Raw genomic sequence first — 22,428 nt, forward strand, 5'->3', positions numbered from 1 at the left:
TACATCTTAGCGAGCCGAAGGCCTGAGCAGGAGGCCGGGCAAGGCCTCTTGCAGCTGCCCATTCAGCACAACAGGTTGGCCCGCAACGATAACCGCAGTGATCCCCTCAGGATAGACCTGAGGCTTATCATAGGTTGCTCTATCGCTAATCGTCGCCGGATCGAAGATCACAAGATCAGCAACCTTGTCGACTGCCAGCACGCCGCGATCCTTGAGGGCAAAGCGAGATGCCGGAAAGGCTGTGGCTTTATATACAGCCTGCTCCAGCCCTATACTCCCCAGTTCGCGAACGTAACGCTGAAAGAAGCGGGGAAAGGTGCCATAGAGCCGAGGATGGGGACGACCTGACAGGATGGGCAAACCGTCAGAGCCAAGCATAGCAAAGGGCGCCTGCACGACCTGATCGACGTCGCGCTCATCCATATTAAATAAAATAACCGAGACCTGCCCTTGCTCCTCCAATACCAGATGAAAGAGGGCGTCGGCAGGAGAAAGGCCAAGCGCTTCGCCCACCTGGGCAATATTGAGGCCCTCTAAAGCCTTGAACTGCTCTTGTTGCACAGAAGAAATATAAAATCTATCCCAGCCATTAGCCGCTATCGCATTCTCCCAGCCCTCGATTCCCTCTGCATAGTTCTGTCGCACCTGTTGGCGAATGGCCGGATCTTTTAAGCGTTCCAGCATAGCCAACGTGCCACCTTCTTGCACCCAGGACGGCAGAAGTTGGGTAATCGTCGTAGAGCTGGCACTATATGGATAGACATCAATCGTCACATCAAGGCCCCGTGCGCGCGCCTCAGCAATCAGATCAAGGGCCTTTTGCACAGTACCCCAGTTCTTACGGCCGGTAATTTTCAGGTGGCTGATATGCACAGCTACATTTGCCTGCTCAGCGATATTGAGCATCTCATTGATCGAGCTCAGGCAAGTATCGCCTTCCCCACGCATATGCGAGGCCAGCACGCCACCATAACGCCCGACCACCTGCGCCAACCTGACCAGTTCAGCGGTTGGCGTATAGGCACCGGGAATATAGGCAAGCCCTAACGACATGCCAGCCGCCCCGGCCTGCATAGCTTCAGCCACCAGGGCTTCTTGAGCCTGGATCTCTTGTTCTGTAGCTGCCCGCTTTGCAAAACCCAGCACTGCCACGCGCAGTGGCCCATGCGCTAGCAAAGTACAGACATTCTGCCCAAGCGGCGTAGTGCTCATGGTTTTCAGGAAAGAACCAAGCGTGGGCCATTCCCAGGGCAAATCATCCTTGCCCAGAATCGCCGCCGAATATGTCTTCATAGCCTCCATATGCGCGGGAACCATAGGAGCCATGCCAAAGCCACAATTGCCTGTAACCAGCGTCGTCACGCCCTGGCAAACTTTGGGAGGCAGCGTGGATTTGCGCAGCATAACCAGATCGTCATGCGTGTGTGCATCAATAAATCCCGGCGCCACGACTTGCCCCTGTGCATCGATGACGCGCTGAGCCTCTACCGGCAAATCAGCCCCAAGGGCAACGATGCGCTGCCCTACAATCCCAACATCCCCATTGAAGGCCGGATTGCCAGTACCGTCTACAACACGAGCGTGCTGAATCAATAAATCGTACAAGGAATCCTCTCTTTCTCTGACCATCTCAATTTCCGCAGCCAAAGAAGATCTGACTACTAAGGATCATGCGCTTATTCGTTCCCGCAAACTCAACCTCAAGAGATGTTTGCACCTCCATCTCTAAGCGCAGGCCCTGCCCAACAGGAGTTGCTGAAAGCCCATAGTGCTTAGCAGCCCGGCGGCCTGGGCAGGCTTAAAGGGCTGCTGGACAACGTATCCGTCCTGGCAACAGACAAACACGTGCACCTTAATCAATCATCTACCTATTTTACGCTTCTTACCAAGCAGCAAAATATGACTCATCTCAACCCTTATAAACAATGAAGATTAAACAATTGGTCTATAAGCTGCTCTCTGCTAGTATACTCTCCTGAATAGTTGACTTGTCAAGCTGTCAAAAAGGCTTAGAGCCTGGCAACGTTACTTGCCTCTTGTGGTCAAGCTTGAAGAAAACAGAACACGAGCCACATAGTTCTTTTGGCGAGCCGCATGGCTTTTTAAGAATTTGCCAGTTTTTTTGCAACCTGAAGCCTGCTTTCAAGCTTCTATGAATAGAAGATGATGAATACCAATGGAAGGATAGATATGAAGCATGTACATAGTAAACTTTCAGCCTTACTGGCAGAAAATGTACATATACATTTTAACGATGTGGTGGCGGAATACCAGCATCAACTCTATACCTTTGCCTATCGCCTTACTGGCAGCGCTCAGGATGCCGAGGACATTGTACAGGAGGCCTTCGTACATGCCTATCTCGCTCTGGCAACCTATCCAGAAGAACGCGTTAAGGCGCTGAAATTACGTCCCTGGCTTTATAAAATCACCTTAAACGAATTTCATCATTTTTTATATCACAAGCGCTTAAATACTATCTCTCTCGATTTTTCTGCTGAGCATGTTCTTGCAACTTTTCCAGAACTCAGGAAGGAAGATATAGAGACGCTCATTGAGAAGCGCGAGGATCTAAAAAGCTTGCTTGCGCAACTGCCCGAACATTATCGCGTGGCTATTCTCTGCTATTTTTTCGCGGGCCTGAGTTATCAAGAGATAGCCAGTCTATTCGATCAGCCGTTGGGCACTGTCAAGTCTACGATTTCGCGAGCTATTAAGCTTTTGCGCACTAAAGCCAGCAGCTACACTCATCAGCCGAAAGGGGAAAAGGGATATGGACGCTTCAAACTTTAAGGGCCCACAAGATAGGCAATCCATCTTTCAAGCCAGGGAGCAGGAATATCGCGCCCCAGAATCTTTACAGGCGCAAGTGCTGCAGCGTATCGAAATAGCGCATGATTACCTGACTGCTCAGCGTCCTGAGCAGGAGATGCTTGCAGGAATAGACGATGCGCGCTGGGAGGTACGGGCGGCGGCTTTGCATGGACTCCAAGATGTAGCTTCCAGCGAAGTGATCCTACAGGCCTTACAGGATGAGCATCCTCTTGTGCGCGCCATTGCGGTTCAGGCTCTGGGGCAGTTCGGGAAGCCTCTTTCCATTGTAGCGCTAACGCAAGCACTTGAAGATCCCGCCTGGGAGGTACGCGAACGGGCAGTATTCGTGGTGAGAACGTTAGAAGGGTTGAGCGCGCAATCCCTACTCACAAAGGCTGCTCGCGACCCCCATCCAGCCGTACGCCTGGCCGCCCGGGAAGCCCTGGCAGGCCATAAGACAGCTACCACTGCTCAGAGCCAGAAGATATGTACGCTTCAGAGGGTTCAGCCAGGATTATGGCAGCATTTGTTCGGCTGGCCGAAGCGCATCCGCAGCTTCTGGATTGTATGTGGTATGCAACTCATAACCATGCGAGGCTACTGGCTCACTAGCCTCGGTGTACTCTTGCTTGGCTATATGATGATTCTCATCACCGCGCTGGGGCCGCTTCGCCATACTATCTACTCTATCTCGCTGGCTTTGGCGATGGTAACAACCTTCTCGGCAACGATTGCGGTTGCCTTCACTACTGACCTTCGATACGATCGAGGCATCGAGATTACCCTTTCGACGAGCACATCGCTACGAACCATCTTGTGCAGCCGCTATCTCATAGCTATTGGCTTACATGTGCTGTTCTCAGCTCTGGCCTCGACAATTATCGCCCTCCTCTATCAGCAAGCGTGCTGGAGCATCATGCAGATGTGGCTAGGGCCATTGTTTCTTGCCTCTTCCCTGACGTTTACGCTGGTTTTGATTCTGAGCGCCTGGATCTCGGTACTACTGACCTTTTTAGTGGGTATCAGCCAGACCCTGAACCTGATCCCTGGCAAATTAAGCATCGGGTTTAGTACACACCTATGGCAGACAAATCCAGAAATATTGCTCATCGCTCTTGCCTGTTTTGCGCTAGCCCTTTTCTCTATACAAGTTCGAGCTCGGAATAAGCAAACCTTATGAAGAGCTCCTCAACTTGCGCCAGCAAGTCTAGCCCTTCCAGGTAAGCATGGTTTTTGTCAGCACATAGAAGGAGTCCTTTATGGTATTAGATAGGCTCATTTACGAAGTTAGATTACGCTGGGGCACAATTCTGCTAACCCCATGCCTGATCGTCGCTGTTGCCTTCATAGCATTTCTTCTCCATCTGTTTCATGGCGATCCCTCTCGCCTCTGCCTCTCGGCCCTGGAGATGCTTTTACCGCCGGCTGTCGGCGGGATTATTGCTAGCATTATCACGCAAGAGCCTGCCTTAGAGCTGCAATTGAGCATGCCCCGGCGCTATCAGCAAACCGTTCTGCTACGAATCTTTCTCGTCTTGATCAACTCGGCTACTCTCGCCTTCTCTTTCCTGGAAATCTTATTAGCCTGCAAATTACTTATCATGCCATCTTTTACCCGATCCTGGCCAGCAAGCCTACAATTTTTCCTCCCTCAATTGATCTGGCTGGCACCGCTGCTCTGGTTTGCCATGCTCGCGCTCTGTCTGGCTCTGTTTACGAGGAGCATGGCAGCTTGTGGAACCTTGTTAGGCATAGTCTGGCTCATTGATTTTGCGTCTAGCGGCTTTATCGCAGAAAATGCCTGGTTGCGCCCCTTTCTGCTCTTCCCGACCTTTATGTATTATCCCCTCTTCCCGCAGATTTCCCGCTCAAATTTTATCCTGTACTGGCTCTTTACCCGTATCGATGTGTTCGCCAGCGCACTCGTACTTTTTCTGCCAGGCTGCTTACTTTTACGCAATACCGAAGGCATACTGCAAGCAATTTCTGAAGATTAGCCAGCGCAGAGGCGAATAGAAAACACGCACAAATGCAAGGAGTGAGACAAGGATGGCAAATCGCTATGCAAGCTTTCTTGGTTCCTTTCGCTACGAATTTCTCATGCAGATCCGGCGTCGCGCGCTCTGGATTACCTTTTCTATCGTCTTCACCCTCTTTGGGCTCTTCTTTGCAATGTCCGATTTTCTCAAAGACATTCCAACATTTCTCACGCACAACTCTCTGACAACCGTGCTGGTCTTCTGGTCATTCTATATCAACACCTATATGCCGATCTGCGTTGGCATCCTGCTCGCCGATCGCCTACCACGCGACCGCAAGCACAATATTGACGAGCTGTTGATGACGTTACCAGCTTCGCTAGAGGCAAGATTGCTGGGCAAATATCTGGGTAGCATGTTTGCGACACTCACTCCTCTGTTTTTATTCTATATCTCTGGTGTCTGCTACATTCTCTGCATTTCTGGTAATCCCTTGACTTTTCTGCTTGGCATGCTGACTTTTCTGCTGATTATCATGCCGGGCAGCATCTTTATCAGCTCCTTTTCCCTTGACTGCCCGGCCTTTATGAAGGTACCTGCATATCAATTCCTCTTTATTGGTTATTGGGTATGGGGCAACATTTTTTGGTTTCGTTCCGAGCTCTTTACCCTGGGAAGGACGCTCATCTCTCCCATTGGCATCTATATAACCTTTGGGATCTTCGGAGGCGCAGGTTTCGATACAAAAGGAATCCATGCCACTTTCTGGCAGGGAATCGCAAGCATACTCATTCTATTGGGCATAGCTCTGCTAGTCATCGTTGCCTTAACACGTTACTTGAAATGGCAGAAGACACGCCTATAGACGCCTGTCAGTTCAGGAGAGATAGCTTAGCAATCCATCCGATACCAATTTCTTCCTGCAGCCATGGCCGCATTGCTTTAGCGGCCACCTTTTTAGCCAGCCTAAGGTTCAGAACCCTGACCGGCTTTCTGCTGGGATTCTCCGCGCAGACACTCTATGATCAGGCCGGATCAATCTTGCCAAGACATGAATTGCCGGAGCAACTAAGCATGTCATAAATTTCCAGATATACAAATAGATTACCAGCGTATAAATACATACTCTATATTTAAAGCCAGCATTTCTGCTGAGGGGAGTCGCTCAGGATCAGTGGATCTCTCTTTTCCGTTTGGGGGCTCAGCGCAAAATTTCCTGGTATGCGGAATTTCGCATTGGAGAAAGATACCCACCTATCCTTATAGGTTAATAGGGACATTCTCTTGCTAATCTAACTTTTGTTATGCTACCATCACCAACAGTATGATTAGAAATATCAATAAATATTTTTAATCTGCATTTAATCTTTCCCAACAAAAATAGGCAGTAAGCATCTGGGAAAAAGCTTCCCACTTCAAAACATTCAAAAATTTGCATGTATTGCAAGATATTTTAAAGACAGGATTTGAAGAACTATGCCTTGCCCAAATTGCGGATCGCTCCTTACTGCAGCACGTAAAGAATCAAAATGCCTGCAATGCGGCCAAACACTTTCCGCCATACCAACGCCAGCTCTACGCACACAGACTGAAAGTATCTCCAAGGTTCAGCCAGCTGGCGAAAAACCAGTACAGACACTAGAGAAAGCTCCCCCGGAGCCGCTGCAGGCAATCCATCCCCAGTCCGAAACAAACCATAGCGCAGACCGGCCTGCGCGCTCGACGCTCATGCAGTTCATTAAAGCGAAAAGTGCCATCCTACTGACAGTACTTGCCATCCTTCAATGGACCCTATTTGGTTTGCTTGCCTGGTGGGTTCATGGGCACCTGCTCTGGTCGGTTGATATTCAACTTACCCGCGCTCTGCAGAGTCATCAGGAGTTCTGGATACGTCAGCCCTTAATCTTTGCCAGCGAGCCAGGCAACATCGGCCATCTCTTCACAATTCTCACCGGCGCCTCTGCCCTCTTCTTCTGCCTGCTGCGTCGCCCCCTGGAAGGCGTACTTATCGTCCTGGTCTCTGAGAGCTCAGATTATCTTAACCATTTTATCAAGAACCTCATCGCGCGCCCACGACCTACCATGGCAAACGTCATGATCATAGAGAAAGCAAACGGCTTAAGCTTTCCTAGTGGACATGTGACGAGCTATGTTGCGACCCTGGGACTTATCATGCTCTTTAGCCTGTTCGTCCTGAAAGGCAGGACCTGGTGGCGCTACTTACTTATCATCATCCCGGCCTTCTTTATACTTTTTATCGGCCCTTCCCGCGTCTATTTAGGCGACCATTGGACCACAGATGTGGTGGGAGGATATTTACTTGAAGGGGGCTTTATCTGCCTCTGGCTTCTGGTATACCTTAAACTAAAAGTCTTGCTGCTTCAGCTATGGCAATTGCGCATTCAGCCTCTTCTATCTCGCTTCAGCCGTAGTAAAGACACTCATTCGCTCTCGCATACCAAATAGCCCCAGGCTCCCTGAAGAGAAACCTGGGGTTAGCCCCATCAATTTTTGTAGCGCTATTTATAACCGTTTAAATATAAATTTTGCACCATATACATAATTCCCTCTACCAATCTAAAAATTTGTGTTATACTTAATAAGTCCATATGCTCTATGGCCACAGGATGAGGCAAAGTAGCTAGCAAAAGTTGAGATCTAGAGCATTTCAATCTTCCGGAGCAGCTCATAATAAGCTGCAAGCCTAACGCATACTGTGACATTCATGCTCAAAATACAGTTAATACCTTCTATATGTTACCTTTTCTTTAAAGAAAGGGGATTTTCTAGGTATGCTTCCAGCTTGACCCAATCTTTCAATATTCTATAATCTATGGCTCAAGCGGACCTATACCATCTTCATTTAAAGCTATAGACAAACTTTTCTCGTGGCTCGGCGGTCAGAGCAAAGGATAGATAGGCAGAAATCTTCCTCACTGCCTGGCCAACTTCTGATCTGTCCATTGCCTCTAAACCTGCACGAGCTTTATAAGGGTGTTACCCGTAACAAGGAGAGAAAGATGTTACTAGCAGGACAAAACATTGATCACTATCATCTCCTCCAGCATATTGGTAGTAGCAATGGCGAGACCTATCTAGCTATAAACACGCACACCGACCGGCAGGTAGCGCTCAAAGCATACCGTGTAGAGTCTCTTGCCCAACTCAATGAGATGCCAAGCCAGGAGGCTGTGGCCTTCTTCCTGTCCAGGGCCGAGGCGCTATCGCACTTGAATCAGGTTTACATCGCCCCGCTCTATGAATACGGGGAGAAGGCTATTAATGGAACTGACTATACCTATCTGGTAACCGAATACTATCAAAACGGCTCCCTTAAAAACTGGCTTCCAAGCGATACAGATAGCACGGTCAAGCTTCGCTCTCCACTAGAAATTGCCCGTGTCATCTCCCAGATCGCTGATGCACTCCAATTTGCTCATGAGCAGCAAATCATCCATCAAAACCTCAAACCTGCTAACATCCTTTTCAACGATAGCCAGGCATCGCCGCTGTCAGATATCGCTATCGTTGATTTCGCTATCATCACCCCTGCGGCCAGAGCCAGGTTGAAGCATCAGCTCTCCACAGACCCTTATCTGGCCCCAGAGCAACTGACGGGCCAGAGCCTGCCCGCCACAGATCAATACGCCCTGGCAGCTATAGCCTATCATCTCCTCACCAATACCTTACCCTTTGCCGAGGATTCAGATAGACTACAACTTCCAACACCACCCAGCAAGCATAACTCCTCCTTGCCGGGCGCACTCGACGGCGTACTCTTACATGCGCTCAACAGCAAACCCGAGGGGCGCTTTCCCACCATTATCAGCTTCGCCAACGCCTTTAGCGAGGCTGCACGCGTTGGACGCGATCTACGCTCAACGCTCTATGTTAGCCCGCAGGAAGCCCGCACCGGCACAACAAAAACCATTTACCTGCCAGAAGGCAGACAAATGAAGGTGGCGCTTCCCGCAGGCAGCATAAATGGACAGATGTTATATCTGGAGGGACAGGGAGAGGCCTCTCCTGAGGGCCCAAGAGGCGATCTTATTCTTACCATCGTTATCAAGCAGCCTGGGAAAGATACCACGCCTATTCCAATCATTCCAGAAGAGATAATCACTGCCTCCCGCCAGCCACCCGATATTGAAGAGCTCCCAACGCAAAATTACCGGAGAGAAATCGAAGAACTTCCTACGGGCAAATATCCACAGGATAATATCGAGGAATTACCAACTATTACGGCTATCCCATTCGATAACATCCAGGGGAATACTCCTGCTGGCATACCTTTTTCAGTCGAGGACGAGCCTACTATTAAACAAGGTCGGCCTAGCAATCAGCTTTTGAGCCCAATCACTAGCAAGCTTTATCAGTTCAAACAAGCCATGCTTCCGGCTATCTCGCAGGGCTCCCACCGCACGTTTAATAGCATTTCCCATTTGACGACTACGCTACGCGGCAATACGGCTCAACCGCTCTGGAAGAGGCCATTGATAAGGGACATTTCGCTCATGCTGCTGATCGCCCTCATTCTACTGCTCAGCGGGAGCATATTCTATACTACCCGCGTTAATACGCTCGTTACGCAGGGAGTGAATGCCACAGCCACGGCCCAGATCCAATCAGTCTCGACGGCCTACGCTGCGACATATACGGCCCAGGCCAGCGCAACGGCGGCCACAGCTCATGACCCCTACCCGCCCAACAATGGTATGCTTGTTTTCAGCGATTCCTTACAGGCGCGCAATGCTTCCAACGGCTGGAACAATGTTGGAGGCTGCAGCTTTAGCAATAATACGTATGAAGTGCAGGGAGTCGCCAAAAGCTCTAACTTTTGCACAGCTGGCCGCAGCTTCCACAATTTCACTTATGAAGCGCAGATAGCTTTCACTCAAGGCGGCTTTGGAGGTATAATCTTTCGCTTTAACAACACAAAAAATTCTTATTACTACTTTGGCATTAACACTAAAGGCGGATACGCTCTGCTCTATAACACTGAAAACAACTACTTCATCACTATTCTTAGTGGCGGCCCTAACCAGGCCATCAAGACAGGCCAGAGCAATACCCTTGCCGTCATTGCTAAAGGCCGACAGATCGACCTGTATGCCAATGGGCAACGCCTGGACGGCGTAAGCGATGCTCTCGATACCGAGGGCCAGATAGGAGTTGCGGCCGGCGATAATGCCAGCGATACCACGACCGCAGACTTTAACAACGTCAAGGTCTGGAACATATAGCTAAGGAGGGCAAAGAGGCTTATGCAACCCACAGACAGGCAACCCACAGGTTTCTTGAAGCAGTTCAAACACCTGCCTCCGCGCAAAGTTAGCTGGCTTATCGGGCTTGTCGCCTTGCTGCTCATTGCCAGTATTGAGTTGCTCAATTTCGTGCAGCTCGATGGCACAGCCACGGCCCAGATCAAGACCGAGGCAGCTACCCGCGTTAAGACGATCTCTACGGCTTTTGTCGCAAGCCACAGCAAGAGGGATAAAGCCACAGCTGTGGCCATGGCGGCGGTAACGGCTACCACCATGGCTCAGGCTACGGCCACAGCGACCATTACAGATGCGACCGCCACAGTTGCGGCCTCGGGCAATCCTTTCCCACCGCATAACGGTACTTTGCAACTTGATGATACGCTTCACAATAACAGCAGCAACGCCTGGACTGATGGAGACAATGCAAATGCAGCATGCCATTTTCAGTCAGGAGCTTACAATGTGATAGAAAACAGTTCTGTCCTCACCAATGCGTGTTATGCCAATGCCTCATCTTTCAGCAACTTTGTCTTTGATGTACAGATGAAGATTCTCAAAGGGCAAGGAGGTGGAGTAGTCTTTCGTGCTGATCCAGCGTCCGGTAAGGCATATCTCTTTCGCATTGATCAGGATGGATCTTATAGCCTTTTAATCTATACGAGCGATAAAGATTCACAGCTTCTCACTTACAGCACGCTCTCAGCCTTTCGCGCCGATCAGAATAACGAGCTTACAGTGATTGCCCAAGGTGACAAACTTGATATTTACATTAACAAGCAACATGTATTAGGCCTGAGTAACGGAACCTATAAGCAGGGCAACATCGGCGTTACTGCCACCGGAGGTCCCACCGATGTAGCCTATACCAGCGCCAGGGTCTGGACGCTATAGATAGTCGGCAGGTTTGCTAAGCGTGTCCAGAAGGACGCGGCGAGAGTCCTATAGAGGGCATTGTGGGAGTTCTCTATAAGTTCTCGCCGCTTGTAAAGCTGATAAATATGCTTAAAGAGCTCAGGTTAGAGCCGTAAATCCTTGACAGCCAAAGCCTCGCGCCGCTCGGCAGGCAACCAGCCAAAACTAGCCTCTGAGCCAGCTTGCGGATTATATTCCAGGCCGATGTAGCCTTGATAGCCAAGCTCGTCAATGACTGATAGGACATGGGGATAGTGAATCTCGCCGGTGCCCGGCTCATGGCGGCCCGGGGAGTCCGCGAGCTGGATATGGCCTATCTGCGCAATATGCTCGCGCAAGGTGGCAATGATGTTGCCTTCCATACGCTGCATATGATAAACATCGTACTGATATTTAAGATTAGGCCGCTTCACTTGCGCCAGCAAGTGTAGGGTCTCGGCTGTGTTGGTAAGCAGATAGCGTCGATTCTCAAAGCTGTTAAGCGACTCGACGACGACGCCAAGTCCGGCTCGCGCCGCTTCATCTGCTATCCAGGCCAGATTCTCGCGAACCTGCTCTAGCTGCGCTTCCCGATTTACGCCTTCGAGATTGTTACCCACCAGGGCATTTAATTGTTGACAGCCAATACGCTTAGCAAACTCCAGGGCCTGGGGTACATGCTCACGCAACCACTGGTGCCGATTGGCATCGTTGAGGAAGCCACGTTCTCCCGCCGCCATATCCCCGGCAGCAAAATTCATCAAGGCGACCTTAAGCCCATGCGCGCGCAGCAATTTAGCCAGTTCGTCAAGATTCTCTTCGCCCGGCCACCAGAACTCAACGGCGCCAAAGCCCAGACGTGCGGCATAGGCAATTCGCTCCAGAAATGGCACTTCTTTGAGCAGGATAGATATATTCACATCGAAGCGTAACATAAGCTTTTCAAATAACCCCTTTCTTGATAGAAAGCGCTTGCAGGCGCAAAGATACTCCCCACAATTCTAGCATCCTCTTTAACATTTATATCATTACTGTCGAAACAGCGGGACAGCCAGTTCAACACCTATTAGAGCCGACATCATGACCAGCGTTTTACGCTCCTCCCTTGACATATCCCTTCCTAGTTTATATGATAATCATCATATGCACTTGAGAGGACCGGCGCTATAGATCTTCTATAGAAGATAGGAAACATGCTCCAACGAGTTGGAGACGCGTTAGCGATCCAAGAAAGGGAAAGGAAATGAAGCGCTCCCAGCAAGAGAAACAGCAAACGCACCAACGCATCGTTAAGAACGCTGCCCAACAGATCCGCGTTGAGGGCGTTAATGGCGTTGGCATCGCTGATCTCATGGGGCAAGCAGGCCTGACACATGGAGGCTTTTATGCCCATTTCCGTAACAAGGATGCCCTGCTCGCCGAAATTTGCCACACGGGAATAGCCGAGACATTGGAGAGGCTTACGCAGGCTATCGACAATGCGCCAGCGAACGAAAAAATCTCAGCCCTGCTAGATGCCTATCTTAGCGTTTATCATCGTGATAATCCCGCTACCGGCTGTATCATGCCAACCCTGGCTGCAGATGTTGCGCGGCGTCCGGAAGAAGTACGTACTGCATTTACGGAAGGATACGAAAAGCTCCTTCAGCTCGTTGTTTCCGTTTTGCCAGAAGATACCGATGAGCAGCGATATGATAGGGCCATAGCCCTGCTCTCGGAGATGGTTGGCTCATTGCTGCTGTCCCGAGCTGTCAATGATCCGGCATTAAGCGAACGCATCTTGCGCAGCAATCGCGACTATGCTATTCAGGCCTTCGGCAAAACTTCTATGGAGAACGAGTAGTCTCGCTCCTCACCAGTTCCTCTCCACGCTCTTCCCTTGACACGCCGCCAATCATCATGTATTCTTTTTATATGATGGTCATCATATAAAATCAGATCAACGATAGATGAAAGGATGAAACTATGCCCGCGATGCCCCTTCCCGATCCTCAAGAGTTGCCACTCAAGATGCGCACGCACCCAACAGTACAGCACGCCTATCAGCAGGATCATGAGAAACAAGAAGCTATGTCGTCAGGTCCTCTTGACGTAAAGTGGTTACGACAGCTCTGCCTGGAGTCCGGCGCCGATGATGTCGGCTTTGTCTCGCTCGCCCGACCCGAGCTCGACGATCAACGCGCCGATATTCTCGCCCACGCGCCTTTTGCACGTACATTGATTAGCTTTGTGTGCAAGATGAATCGCGAGCCTATCCGCTCGCCTGCGCGTTCTGTTGCCAATGTCGAGTTCCACGAAGTGAACGATTACGTGAAAACTGTCAGTCATACCATCGCCGCCCGGCTCCAGGAGCACGGTATTCGCGCCATGAATGAAGCAGCGGGTTTCCCGATGGAAGTGGCACGTCTCACTGAGCAGCGAAAAAGCTGGCTGATTTCCCACAAACCTGTGGCAGTTGCCGCTGGCCTGGGCATGATGGGCATCCATCGGAACGTCATTCATCCAACCTTTGGCAACTTCATTCTGTTGGGGACAGTAATCATAGACGCCGATATCGCAGAAGAGAGCCATCCCGTAGCTTATAATCCCTGTCTCGAATGCAAGTTGTGTGTGGCCGCCTGTCCTGTGGGAGCCATCAGCCCGGATGGGCACTTCAATTTCACTGCCTGCATGACGCACAACTATCGCGAATTTCTCGGCGGCTTCACTGAATGGGCCGAGACCATGATTGAGAGTCCCGATGTAAGCGCCTACCGCGAGCAATTCACGCCGGCAGAAACCATGTCCATGTGGCAGAGCCTTGCCTTTCAGCCCAATTACAAAGCTGCCTATTGTATGGCGGTCTGTCCGGCAGGAGAAGACGTGATTGGTCCATACCTCAGGAATCGCAAAGGGCATCTACAAACAGTTGTCAAACCTCTTCAGGAAAAGGTTGAGCCAGTCTATGTCGAGGCCGGATCTCAAGCGGAAACGCATGTACGTCGGCGCTTTCCCCACAAAATCGTGCGTCATGTGAAGCGGAGAAAGTAATAGAGCTCGGGGGTCCATAGTGGCCCAGCAAACAAGTGGTCCACACGCCCAAAGAGCGCATACGCGGCATATCAGAGCGGCCCGTCGATCGCCAGTTGAGTTCTGAAACCCTTCGAACTTAAATAGAGCGGGACAGCCCATCGCCTGCCTGAATTGACATCAAGTCCTGCATTATGGCACACTTAAGGGCTCAAGTGCTTTACCATCAGCTTATTGAGTGTGTCCTTAGGGAAAGAATAATAGATACAATGGATGAGGCAGAGCTTAATAGATGGTTTGATAACAATAGAATCGTTCTAGAAACTGCCTATCTGGCAGGAAGCCAGCCCTGGCAACAATCGGGTGTTGGCTTGCGCACACCGCGTACAGCGCAGGATTGGGAGGTATTGCGCCGCCCTATCGCCGATTGCATCAGCAGTTCCGGCACCTTCCTGGATATCGGCTGTGCCAATGGCTATTTGCTGGAATGTGTTCTGCGCTGGACCCAGGAGCGCAACTTGCAGATTACGCCCTATGGCCTTGACTTCTCGGAGAAGCTGGCCACCCTGGCACGCCAGAGATTGCCCCAATATGCAGGACAGATCTTTGTCGGCAATGCCTGGAATTGGTCGCCTCCGCAGCGTTTTGATTATGTGAATACCACGCTTGATTACATTCCGGCCTCACTACATCAAGCTTTCGTGCAGCGTCTCTTAGAGGCTTATGTACTCCCTGGCGGATATTTACTGGTAGCCGAATATCTGGGCAAACATACGGCCTCTCCTGAGCTCAAGATCAATGAACAGCTCAGACAATGGGGCTTCTCTGTAGCAATGGTCAAAGCAAGCCAGCTAGCTCACGATCCCATGGGCCAGACACGCATCGCGGCCATCAAGAACAAGTGGCCTTAATTATGCCAGAAGCGGCCCGCGCTAAGCTGAAACCAGGCCGCCAGAGCTAGCGAGACTTTATCCTGCACCGGGCCAGCAATCATTACAACAAAAATTGCAATGATTGTCGTCTTTGTGCTAAACTAGAGGGCATGAACACGAGAGAACCGCAGCCTGCGCTTGCCCTCATAGCCGGCGTATTGAGCGATCCAACACGTTTACAGATCCTTGATTTGCTTGTCGCGGGACCAGATCAGGATTGTGAGGCACCGCGCCATCCGCAGTTTACTGGCGCGATGTGCCCGCAGGATCTGTTAAATAAATTACAAACAATAGCGGCCTCGAAGCTATCCTATCATTTAGGCGAGCTGCAACGGGCAGGCTTAATACACGAACAAAGGTATGGGAAGCGCATCTACTATGTTGTGCAGCGCGAAGCTCTGCAAGGCTTTCTCCTCAGCTTTCAGCAAAGATATCTGCACGCTGAAAGCCAGATATAAGCTACCTGGCCTGCCTGGAAGCGCTCTTGGCCAAGCGACGTAGATGGAGCATATGCTAAACTCTGCTAGAGAATTATGTAACAGTTTGTCTCGTTGGAATCCCGGAGAGGCAAACGCGAGAAAGGATTCCAGATGCAGGATTACTTACGCTTCACCTACGATGCCGAAAGTGCTGAAACAGCCTCGTTCTTTGACGAATGCTCGCTATGGGCCGCAAGATTTGGCCTATTGCTCTTGAATAATCTTGAATTGCGCCCCAACTTGCAGATCCTGGATCTGGCCTGTGGAACCGGCTTTCCGCTCTTTGAGCTAGCTCATAGCTTTGGCAGCACTTGCCAGATTACTGGCGTTGACAACTGGAAGGGCGGAATAGAGCGGGCCAGGGCCAAATTACAATTTTACCAGTTGGCCAACGTGCAGCTTCTAGAGGCCGATGCCCGGCACCTTCCACTTCCCGATGCAAGCTTTGACCTCATCATCTCCAACCTGGGCATCAATAATTTTGCCAATCCAGATGCCGTAATGGCCGAATGCATGCGCGTGGCCAGACCCAAAGCGCGCCTCGTCATGACCACTAACCTTTCTGGGCATATGGCCGAATTTTATACAGCTTTTCGCGCTACCCTACACGAATTGGGCAAAAGCGCTTATCTGGAACGCTTAGCTCAAAATGAGTCCCATCGAGGGACCAAAGAAGGGTTTGTGGAGCTTCTCCAGAGCAACGATTTCCGCATCGTCAATGTGAAAGAGGAGCAATTCCAGCTCCGCTATCTCAATGGGAGCGCCCTTCTCAATCATCACCTAAGCAAAATTGGCTTCCTGGGCGGATGGCGACAAACCGTCAAGCCAGAAGACGAGGAGCAGATCTTTGCCCATCTTGAAAATAAGCTCAACCAGCTAGCTCAGGCGCAGAGCGAGCTTCGTATGAGCGTGCCCATGCTCTATCTAGAGGGTGAGAAAAGCGCTTGATATCCACTCTTGCTAGCAGAGATTTGCCAGGGCTTCAGTAAGTTCCTGACGGTAAAGCAGGCAAATAAAAGGATCAGGTACTCGCCCGAAAGTACCTGATCCAACGGGGGAAACGGAAAGGACTGTCTGCAAAGCTAGCAACCCCGGGAAATAGTTGTTTGCCCGTCAGTTCTGCTCTCTATCTCACGTGAAATGGTCTCCCGCGTCATAATCCATTCATGCGTGACGAGATCGCCAACTTTAAGCTCCCTCATATGTACATCGGCTCGCATAACAATAGCCAGGAGTTCTGTGTAGACTTGCTCGGTATAGCCTTGTAAGTTGGCGCGTAGAGAGAGCTCTTCAATGCAGCGTTCCAGATCCAGCAGCTCTATTTGTGTCTGCTCGCTTAATTCACTTGCTGATAACAATCCCAACTTTCTCTCCATAACCTCTACCTCACCCCTTTGAGATACCAATTGGCAGGGAAATTCACTATAAAGATATGCTCGCCGCTCTCTTCTCCTTGCCAGTAAGGAGCGGCTGGCAAGGCGCGCGCATCTCGCTCTTTCCCTTCAAGATAGGCAATCACCTGGCCTTGCGAATCCGTCGCGCAGGTCACGGCTTGAATGAGCACGCCGTTTATCTCTATACCCTGAAAGCTGGCTTGAATGAGCTCTTCGCGCTCCTTATGCAGATCTGTGTAATGTATCTGGTGTTGCTGCAAGAAGGCGGCCTGAGCTAAGCCCGGTGCGGCCAGGTCGATTGCTGCAAAGTAACAATAGCTGTTCTGCTCTATGTTCCGCATATCCGGTTCGAGGGCCGGAAATAGATTCTTTAACTGCTGAAATAAATGCCTTTGAGAGGGACGTAGCTCCAGTCTGATTGGAAGTACCTTACTTCCTCTACCGTCGCCCATAGGTGTATCCCACCTTTCCTCGCAATATTTCTGAACTCCCACCGACCAATTTGCACATATGCTGGTTCATGCTCTAGCCGCCAGGCATGGAAGCGATCTTGATCGCTACATCGTTTAAGGTGTATGTTTTGTGGGTGAGCTGAGATAGGGCCCTTAGCAAGGCGTTGGCGTGCTTCTCTGCGATGGGTACCCCAATTTCGGCAAGATATTCAATACTGGCGCCGGTTCCAGCTACAAGCGCTAGCCTGTCCGCTTGGATATGAGACTCTGTGAGTACTTGTCGTAGGGTTGGTTTGGTTGCCAGGGCAGTTACTACAGTTTGTTGTGCCTTAGCCCCAATAGATAGGACTATTTCATGGGCCTGTTCTTCTCCCATAAGTTTTGCGAGCTCTTCATGATATGTTTGTACCTGGGATAACTTCTGACTGATAATGGTATGGCTTGCTACCATAGCAGGTGCATGGAGGGCTCTCCACGCGGCCTCATAATTTTCTTCGATCCGTTTTCGTATCTCTGTTATCTCGCTCATTTGTCCCTCTTTCTCACTGACAACACTTCTATAGCAGATAACTCCACTGCAGCACTACATACGCTTTCAGCTTATCCTCTCCCAATCAGGGAATGGAGCTTGTAGTGAAATGATTCTTCAAGTATTTAGCCTGTGGACGTAGAGATTGGTGATGTGGAAGATTAAAGATAATCACTATCACTACAAGCAAGAGAAGTATAGCATGAGGCCATAAAACAGTTTTAACGGCATGTAATCCTACAACATTACATACACAAGATAAGGTTCGAACTAACAACTATAATATTTATATACAGGTTATTAAGGGGCGCGCATCTAGTACATACGGGGGAAGAAGTGGAAGCAATGCAATACTATTGGCTGGTGAACGGGACGAAATATGGTCCTTTTAGCATGAATGAAGCTGGCTATCCTAACGAGGGCGAAGTAGTGCGTCATTTTCGTGTGGCAGTGAAGAAGATGAGAGCAAAGAAACTGGGAGAGCTTTATGGAGCAGCTCTTCATGAAAAGTCAAAATCCAGGGAGGCGATCTTGCACATGGAAAAAAATAATACCATACCAACAGACATTACCCGCCGTAGGGTTCTTGCAGGCATTCTAGGCATCCCTTATGCCCTTTTGGGATTGCACGAGAGCTTAGAGAAACTTCCGCTTACCCAGGCTCTAGATCATACGCCTAAACCGGTCAATAGGAATTCAAAACAGCAGTCATTAGATCACTATTCTATTGAAGAGCACCAACAAGCCCTAAAGCTGTACTTTGACGGCTATTATCACCGTCATGGGCAAGCAGCATTAGATGATGTAGCATACACCACCCAGAATCTAGCTGCGCTGCTTGCCAACACAAACGCGAATAACAGAGAACCCGGGCTTGCTCTTCTTTCCCGCTATCATCAATTCGGAACTAATGCCGCTAGAGAGCAGCAAAACTATGAGCACGCATTGCTTCATGCCGATAAAGCAATACAATATGCTCGTAGCCAGGCTAAGCCAGATGCAGATTTACTAGTAATATCTTATTATCGGCGCGGCATCACCTTCTTTGAGCAGGGTATAACTCACGAAGCAGCGCAATGGGGAGCTATACAGAAAGCGCAGCCTGATATAGATATAGCACTCAGCTACGCACAGACAGCTACGCCTCTCATGAAAGGTTTTATAGCGCTGGAATGGGGATTGGTCCAGGCGCATACCGCAACAACGGCAACTGATAAGAGCCTGGTGATGAAACGGCTCGATCAGAGCTACAACAATCTCTCTGTATCTCAGTTGGAGGATGATCCAAACTTTGTCAGGTTTAGTCCCGGCTGGTACTATCTCACCCGTGCAGAAGCGCTCATTGCCATGGGAATGTTTTCAGAAAGTTTGGGCGAGCTAGAAATTGCAGAAGAGGTAACCCCTATCAATCTTCCACGGCGCTTTGCCTACCTTGATGCTCTCAGAGCCAGAGCGTATTTAGGCATGAACGATTTAGATGAGGCTGTTACATATGTTAAAAGTGCCTTCAATGCTTCACAAGCTGTAAAGAGCGAGTATAACCTTGCTCGTCTGGCAAATATTCAGCAGGATCTTGAAAAGAGCAAGCATGGAAGAGATAGGGAGATAAAACAATTCGGTCGGGCTTTTAGAGCTGTACGCCCTAACCTGTTCCTTTCATAATAAGGGCATTGAAAAGGCTCCCTGGCAACATGCTAGAGAGCCTTATCTTGCGTTTCCTGCCATGATTTAGCCATAGATATATTCTATTCTTCGTTCCTCTTTTTCACTATAAGATCCTTCTAAGCAGATGGAATGCTTCTCTATTAGACTTACCTGCGTTTGCTTTTTTAGACAAGGTAATGACATACTTAAGGCGACGCAATCGATAGTTATCATTTTAAGAGTACTGTGTGTGGAGAAACGTTCAGAGTGATAAATGCAAATGGCTCATCACTCGTGGATGAGAATAGCACAAGTAGCAGAAAGGCAGCCAGTTTTAGGAAGGCGCTACAGCATATGGAACAAACAGATGGTTTCTTTCCTAAAGATCCGAAAAGGCGTGTTGTACTGGCAAAACTTTTAAACATTCCCCCCGTATTGCTGGCCGCTGTAGGCCTCGATTCGTTTCTCTCTGCTGATGAATCGCAAGCAGAGCAGGCCACCATTCCCGGCCCGGCCTCCAAGCATATCGACGTAGAAGAGTATTACACAACATTACAGAGCTACTGGACAGAGGGCTATCCAAATGGCTTGGAAGCGGCAGTAGATGATACTTTGACACGTATTGATCGGCTCCACGATATTGCGCTCTATGTTCGTACCCAGCAAAAACCAGAGATAATACGGCTCTTGTGTGGATATCAGATACAGCTTGCAGAAATAGCTAAAGAACAAAGAAGTTTTCAGGCAGCGAAAAGCTATCTAACAAATGCTCTGCTTCTAGCCCGTGAGAAAGCCTGCACGGATCTGTTACCCATCGTATTGTACCGGCGTGAAATATTATTCGATGATTTGGGAGATCGTGAGCAAGCTTTGCTCAATCTAGAGCAAATTAAACAAAACAAGCATAAGTGGCGTATTCCGGCTCAATTACGAGGTGCAACTTTATCTGTTGCCGCCCGTGCCCAGGCCGCAGCCGCTCAAAGCGAGGATGAGAAAAAAAATGCCCTCCTCTACCTCGATGAGGCCGAAAACCTCACGAGAACGGCAATAACTAGCAACTATCTGTTCTTTGTCTCTTACGATAGAGAGCGCTACTTGCTAGATCGAGCTGCGGCGCTTATGCGGCCCGTAGATAAGAAACTGCGCGCGCCCGAGCGGGCTCAGGAATGCTTGTTGAGGGTAGAACAAGAGCGAAAAATAAGTGGCAAGCTCATGAATATTTGCCGTCAGCAGGATACCGACCTGATACAGGCCCAGATTTACCATGACAATGGCTACGATCCTATCGCGGCGGCAACGGCTGAGCAAGTAGTGAACACACTTGAGGCAACGGGGCAATACAAATACTTGAAACCGGTGACAGCCTTGTTCCAGGGACTAAAAGAGCGTCATCCCTACGAAGATTTTAGTGTGAGCTTAGAACTGGCACTTATGAGGGTCAAAAGCCCACGTCTGTTTCACTAGTCCTCATCATAATTTCAGGCTCCCTGGCAACATGCTAGAGAGCCTGATCTTACGTGGTTTGTCCTGGATTAGCCTTGAATATATTCCGCCTCGCCGGTTCCGCTTGCCTCGACCTCCGGCTCAGGAGCGCTCGCCGGCCTGGCGCCAAGCTCATTAAGCAGAACATTGAGCACAATAGCAGTTATCGCACCCGAGGTAATCCCACTATTGAAGATGATCTGTATCCAAGAGGGGAAGTGATGATAAAAGTTTGGCACGCCAAGCGAGACCAAGCCAACACCCAGGCTGACCGCAATCACCATTAAATTGTGGTTGCCGCTAAATTTGAGCCTGGTCAGCGTCCTGATGCCGCTCGCCGCCACGGTCCCGAAAAGCGCGATGCCCGCGCCTCCCAGCACCGGTGCTGGGATAGAGGCCACAACCGCTGCCAGCTTCGGAAACAAGCCCATCAAAATCAAGATCCCTCCGGCAGCCGAGACCACAAAGCGGCTCTTGACTCCAGTTAAACCAACCAGCCCGATATTCTGCGCAAAGGCTGTATAAGGGAAAGCATTTAAGATACCACCGATCACCGTCGAAAGGCCATCTGCGCTCAAGCCGCGCGTCAGGGCCGAAGTCGTCAGCGGCTTCTCAACAATCTCGCTTACTGCAATGATATCACCAGTCGTCTCGGCCATTGTGACCAGCATAACCAGCGTCATGGAAGCGCAGGAGGCCAGATCAAAGGTGGGCCAGCCATACTTAAAGGGCGTAGTGATACCGATCCAGCCCGCCGAGAACACACCGGAGAAGTTGGCTATGCCAAAGGGAATAGCGATGAGCGTGCCAACGACTAAGCCCAGCAGCACGGCAATATTGCTGATAAAGCCTTTAAAGAGCCGATAAATAAGTAAGATCGCCACCAGCACGATAAAGGCCAGGGCCACACTGCCGGGATTGCCAAACTGCGGCGAGGCAGTATCGCCACCACCAGCCCAGGAGACGGCCACCGGCATCAGAGAGAGGCCGATGATCGTGATAATGATGCCGGTAACCAGAGGCGGAAAGAAGCGCACCAGGTGCCCAAAAAAGGGACTGATCAGGAGCGTTACCAGGCCCGCCACGATAATTGAGCCATAGATCGTGGTCAGGCCATGCGCCTGCCCAATCAGAATCATCGGCGTGACGGCGGCAAACGTACAGCCCTGAATGACTGGTAGCTTGATCCCTACCGGAATGCGGCCCAGCCCCAGGGTTTGGATCAGCGTTGCCACACCACAGGTAAAAAGATCGGCATTGATCAAATAGATGAGCTGTTCCTGACTGAGCTTTAGCGCGGCGGCAAGAATCAGTGGAACCGCTACAGCTCCGGCATACATGGCTAAGACATGCTGCAAGCCATAAATGCATAACTGGCCAATTGGAAGTCTCTGATCTACGGGGTGAACATTCGATGGCAGCTCTTTTGCAACGTCCGGGCCATTTCTCAGCATACTGACCTCCATATGCAATCCACTTACCGATGCACCAGGGGCTTTCTGCCCGCCGATGCACAAATACAGGGCGAAATACGATACCGCATGACGAGCATAGCATAA

At 50.1% G+C, this 22,428-nt stretch carries 20 protein-coding genes; 14 read left to right on the forward strand and 6 right to left on the reverse strand.

Annotated features, from left to right (window positions below):
* Positions 1–6: 6 nt before the first annotated feature.
* Positions 7–1,605, reverse strand: a complete 1,599-nt coding sequence (locus EPA93_RS23170; protein ID WP_165423342.1) for an N-acyl-D-amino-acid deacylase family protein — start codon at positions 1,603–1,605, stop codon at positions 7–9.
* Between the two features lie 585 nt (positions 1,606–2,190).
* Between EPA93_RS23170 and EPA93_RS23175 the strand changes: the two genes are divergently transcribed.
* The 7 genes from EPA93_RS23175 (at position 2,191) to EPA93_RS23205 (ending at position 10,948) form a co-directional block, all read left to right on the forward strand.
* Positions 2,191–2,793, forward strand: coding sequence for an RNA polymerase sigma factor (locus tag EPA93_RS23175; protein WP_165423343.1), 603 nt, complete (start codon positions 2,191–2,193; stop codon positions 2,791–2,793).
* Positions 2,774–3,994, forward strand: a complete 1,221-nt coding sequence (locus tag EPA93_RS23180) for a HEAT repeat domain-containing protein (protein ID WP_129889780.1) — start codon at positions 2,774–2,776, stop codon at positions 3,992–3,994. Before EPA93_RS23175 ends, EPA93_RS23180 begins: the two co-directional genes overlap by 20 nt.
* A 79-nt stretch (positions 3,995–4,073) precedes the next feature.
* Entirely contained in the window at positions 4,074–4,811 is a 738-nt protein-coding gene (locus EPA93_RS23185; protein WP_129889781.1) for a hypothetical protein, read from the forward strand.
* A gap of 52 nt (positions 4,812–4,863) precedes the next feature.
* Complete coding sequence (locus EPA93_RS23190; protein WP_129889782.1) at positions 4,864–5,658, forward strand: ABC transporter permease; 795 nt, start codon at positions 4,864–4,866, stop codon at positions 5,656–5,658.
* A 611-nt stretch (positions 5,659–6,269) separates the two neighbouring features.
* Positions 6,270–7,259, forward strand: coding sequence for a phosphatase PAP2 family protein (locus EPA93_RS23195; RefSeq protein ID WP_129889783.1), 990 nt, complete (start codon positions 6,270–6,272; stop codon positions 7,257–7,259).
* Between the two features lie 554 nt (positions 7,260–7,813).
* Positions 7,814–10,036, forward strand: coding sequence for a protein kinase domain-containing protein (locus EPA93_RS23200; protein WP_129889784.1), 2,223 nt, complete (start codon positions 7,814–7,816; stop codon positions 10,034–10,036).
* Between the two features lie 21 nt (positions 10,037–10,057).
* On the forward strand, positions 10,058–10,948 hold the full coding sequence (locus EPA93_RS23205; protein ID WP_129889785.1) for a 3-keto-alpha-glucoside-1,2-lyase-like domain-containing protein: 891 nt from the start codon (positions 10,058–10,060) through the stop codon (positions 10,946–10,948).
* A 125-nt stretch (positions 10,949–11,073) separates the two neighbouring features.
* Here the strand turns inward: EPA93_RS23205 and EPA93_RS23210 are convergent, their stop codons facing one another.
* Positions 11,074–11,883 carry a hydroxypyruvate isomerase family protein gene (locus EPA93_RS23210; protein WP_129889786.1) on the reverse strand — a complete coding sequence of 270 codons (810 nt, stop codon included), beginning with the start codon at positions 11,881–11,883 and terminating at the stop codon, positions 11,074–11,076.
* 308 nt (positions 11,884–12,191) lie between these two features.
* On the opposite strand from EPA93_RS23210, the gene EPA93_RS23215 reads away from it, so the two are divergent.
* The 5 genes from EPA93_RS23215 (at position 12,192) to EPA93_RS23235 (ending at position 16,316) form a co-directional block, all read left to right on the forward strand.
* Positions 12,192–12,791 (forward strand): TetR/AcrR family transcriptional regulator, encoded by a 600-nt coding sequence (locus EPA93_RS23215; RefSeq protein WP_129889787.1) that lies wholly within the window; start codon positions 12,192–12,194, stop codon positions 12,789–12,791.
* A gap of 122 nt (positions 12,792–12,913) precedes the next feature.
* The gene (locus EPA93_RS23220; protein WP_129889788.1) at positions 12,914–13,978 is read left to right on the forward strand and encodes an epoxyqueuosine reductase; all 1,065 of its coding nucleotides are present in this window, start codon (positions 12,914–12,916) and stop codon (positions 13,976–13,978) included.
* A 248-nt stretch (positions 13,979–14,226) separates the two neighbouring features.
* The gene (locus tag EPA93_RS23225) at positions 14,227–14,868 is read left to right on the forward strand and encodes a class I SAM-dependent methyltransferase (protein WP_129889789.1); all 642 of its coding nucleotides are present in this window, start codon (positions 14,227–14,229) and stop codon (positions 14,866–14,868) included.
* A 131-nt stretch (positions 14,869–14,999) separates the two neighbouring features.
* Complete coding sequence (locus EPA93_RS23230) at positions 15,000–15,347, forward strand: ArsR/SmtB family transcription factor (protein WP_129889790.1); 348 nt, start codon at positions 15,000–15,002, stop codon at positions 15,345–15,347.
* A gap of 132 nt (positions 15,348–15,479) precedes the next feature.
* Positions 15,480–16,316: a class I SAM-dependent methyltransferase gene (locus tag EPA93_RS23235; RefSeq protein WP_129889791.1), complete on the forward strand. Its 837-nt coding sequence runs from the start codon at positions 15,480–15,482 to the stop codon at positions 16,314–16,316.
* 134 nt (positions 16,317–16,450) lie between these two features.
* Here the strand turns inward: EPA93_RS23235 and EPA93_RS23240 are convergent, their stop codons facing one another.
* From EPA93_RS23240 to EPA93_RS23250, 3 genes are all read right to left on the reverse strand, one after another.
* Entirely contained in the window at positions 16,451–16,744 is a 294-nt protein-coding gene (locus tag EPA93_RS23240) for a hypothetical protein (protein ID WP_129889792.1), read from the reverse strand.
* A 5-nt stretch (positions 16,745–16,749) separates the two neighbouring features.
* Positions 16,750–17,214 carry a hypothetical protein gene (locus EPA93_RS23245; RefSeq protein WP_129889793.1) on the reverse strand — a complete coding sequence of 155 codons (465 nt, stop codon included), beginning with the start codon at positions 17,212–17,214 and terminating at the stop codon, positions 16,750–16,752.
* 73 nt (positions 17,215–17,287) lie between these two features.
* Positions 17,288–17,743, reverse strand: a complete 456-nt coding sequence (locus EPA93_RS23250) for a hypothetical protein (RefSeq protein ID WP_129889794.1) — start codon at positions 17,741–17,743, stop codon at positions 17,288–17,290.
* 345 nt (positions 17,744–18,088) lie between these two features.
* Here EPA93_RS23250 and EPA93_RS23255 point away from each other — a divergent pair, with 345 nt between their 5' ends.
* The gene (locus EPA93_RS23255) at positions 18,089–19,405 is read left to right on the forward strand and encodes a tetratricopeptide repeat protein (protein ID WP_129889795.1); all 1,317 of its coding nucleotides are present in this window, start codon (positions 18,089–18,091) and stop codon (positions 19,403–19,405) included.
* A gap of 336 nt (positions 19,406–19,741) precedes the next feature.
* The gene (locus EPA93_RS23260; RefSeq protein ID WP_129889796.1) at positions 19,742–20,851 is read left to right on the forward strand and encodes a hypothetical protein; all 1,110 of its coding nucleotides are present in this window, start codon (positions 19,742–19,744) and stop codon (positions 20,849–20,851) included.
* A gap of 68 nt (positions 20,852–20,919) precedes the next feature.
* Here EPA93_RS23260 and EPA93_RS23265 read toward each other — a convergent pair whose 3' ends face one another.
* The gene (locus EPA93_RS23265) at positions 20,920–22,323 is read right to left on the reverse strand and encodes a nucleobase:cation symporter-2 family protein (RefSeq protein ID WP_129889797.1); all 1,404 of its coding nucleotides are present in this window, start codon (positions 22,321–22,323) and stop codon (positions 20,920–20,922) included.
* Positions 22,324–22,428 lie beyond the last annotated feature (105 nt).

It is taken from the genome of Ktedonosporobacter rubrisoli, assembly GCF_004208415.1.
In the GTDB taxonomy this organism is placed as follows: Bacteria; Chloroflexota; Ktedonobacteria; order Ktedonobacterales; family Ktedonobacteraceae; genus Ktedonosporobacter; species Ktedonosporobacter rubrisoli.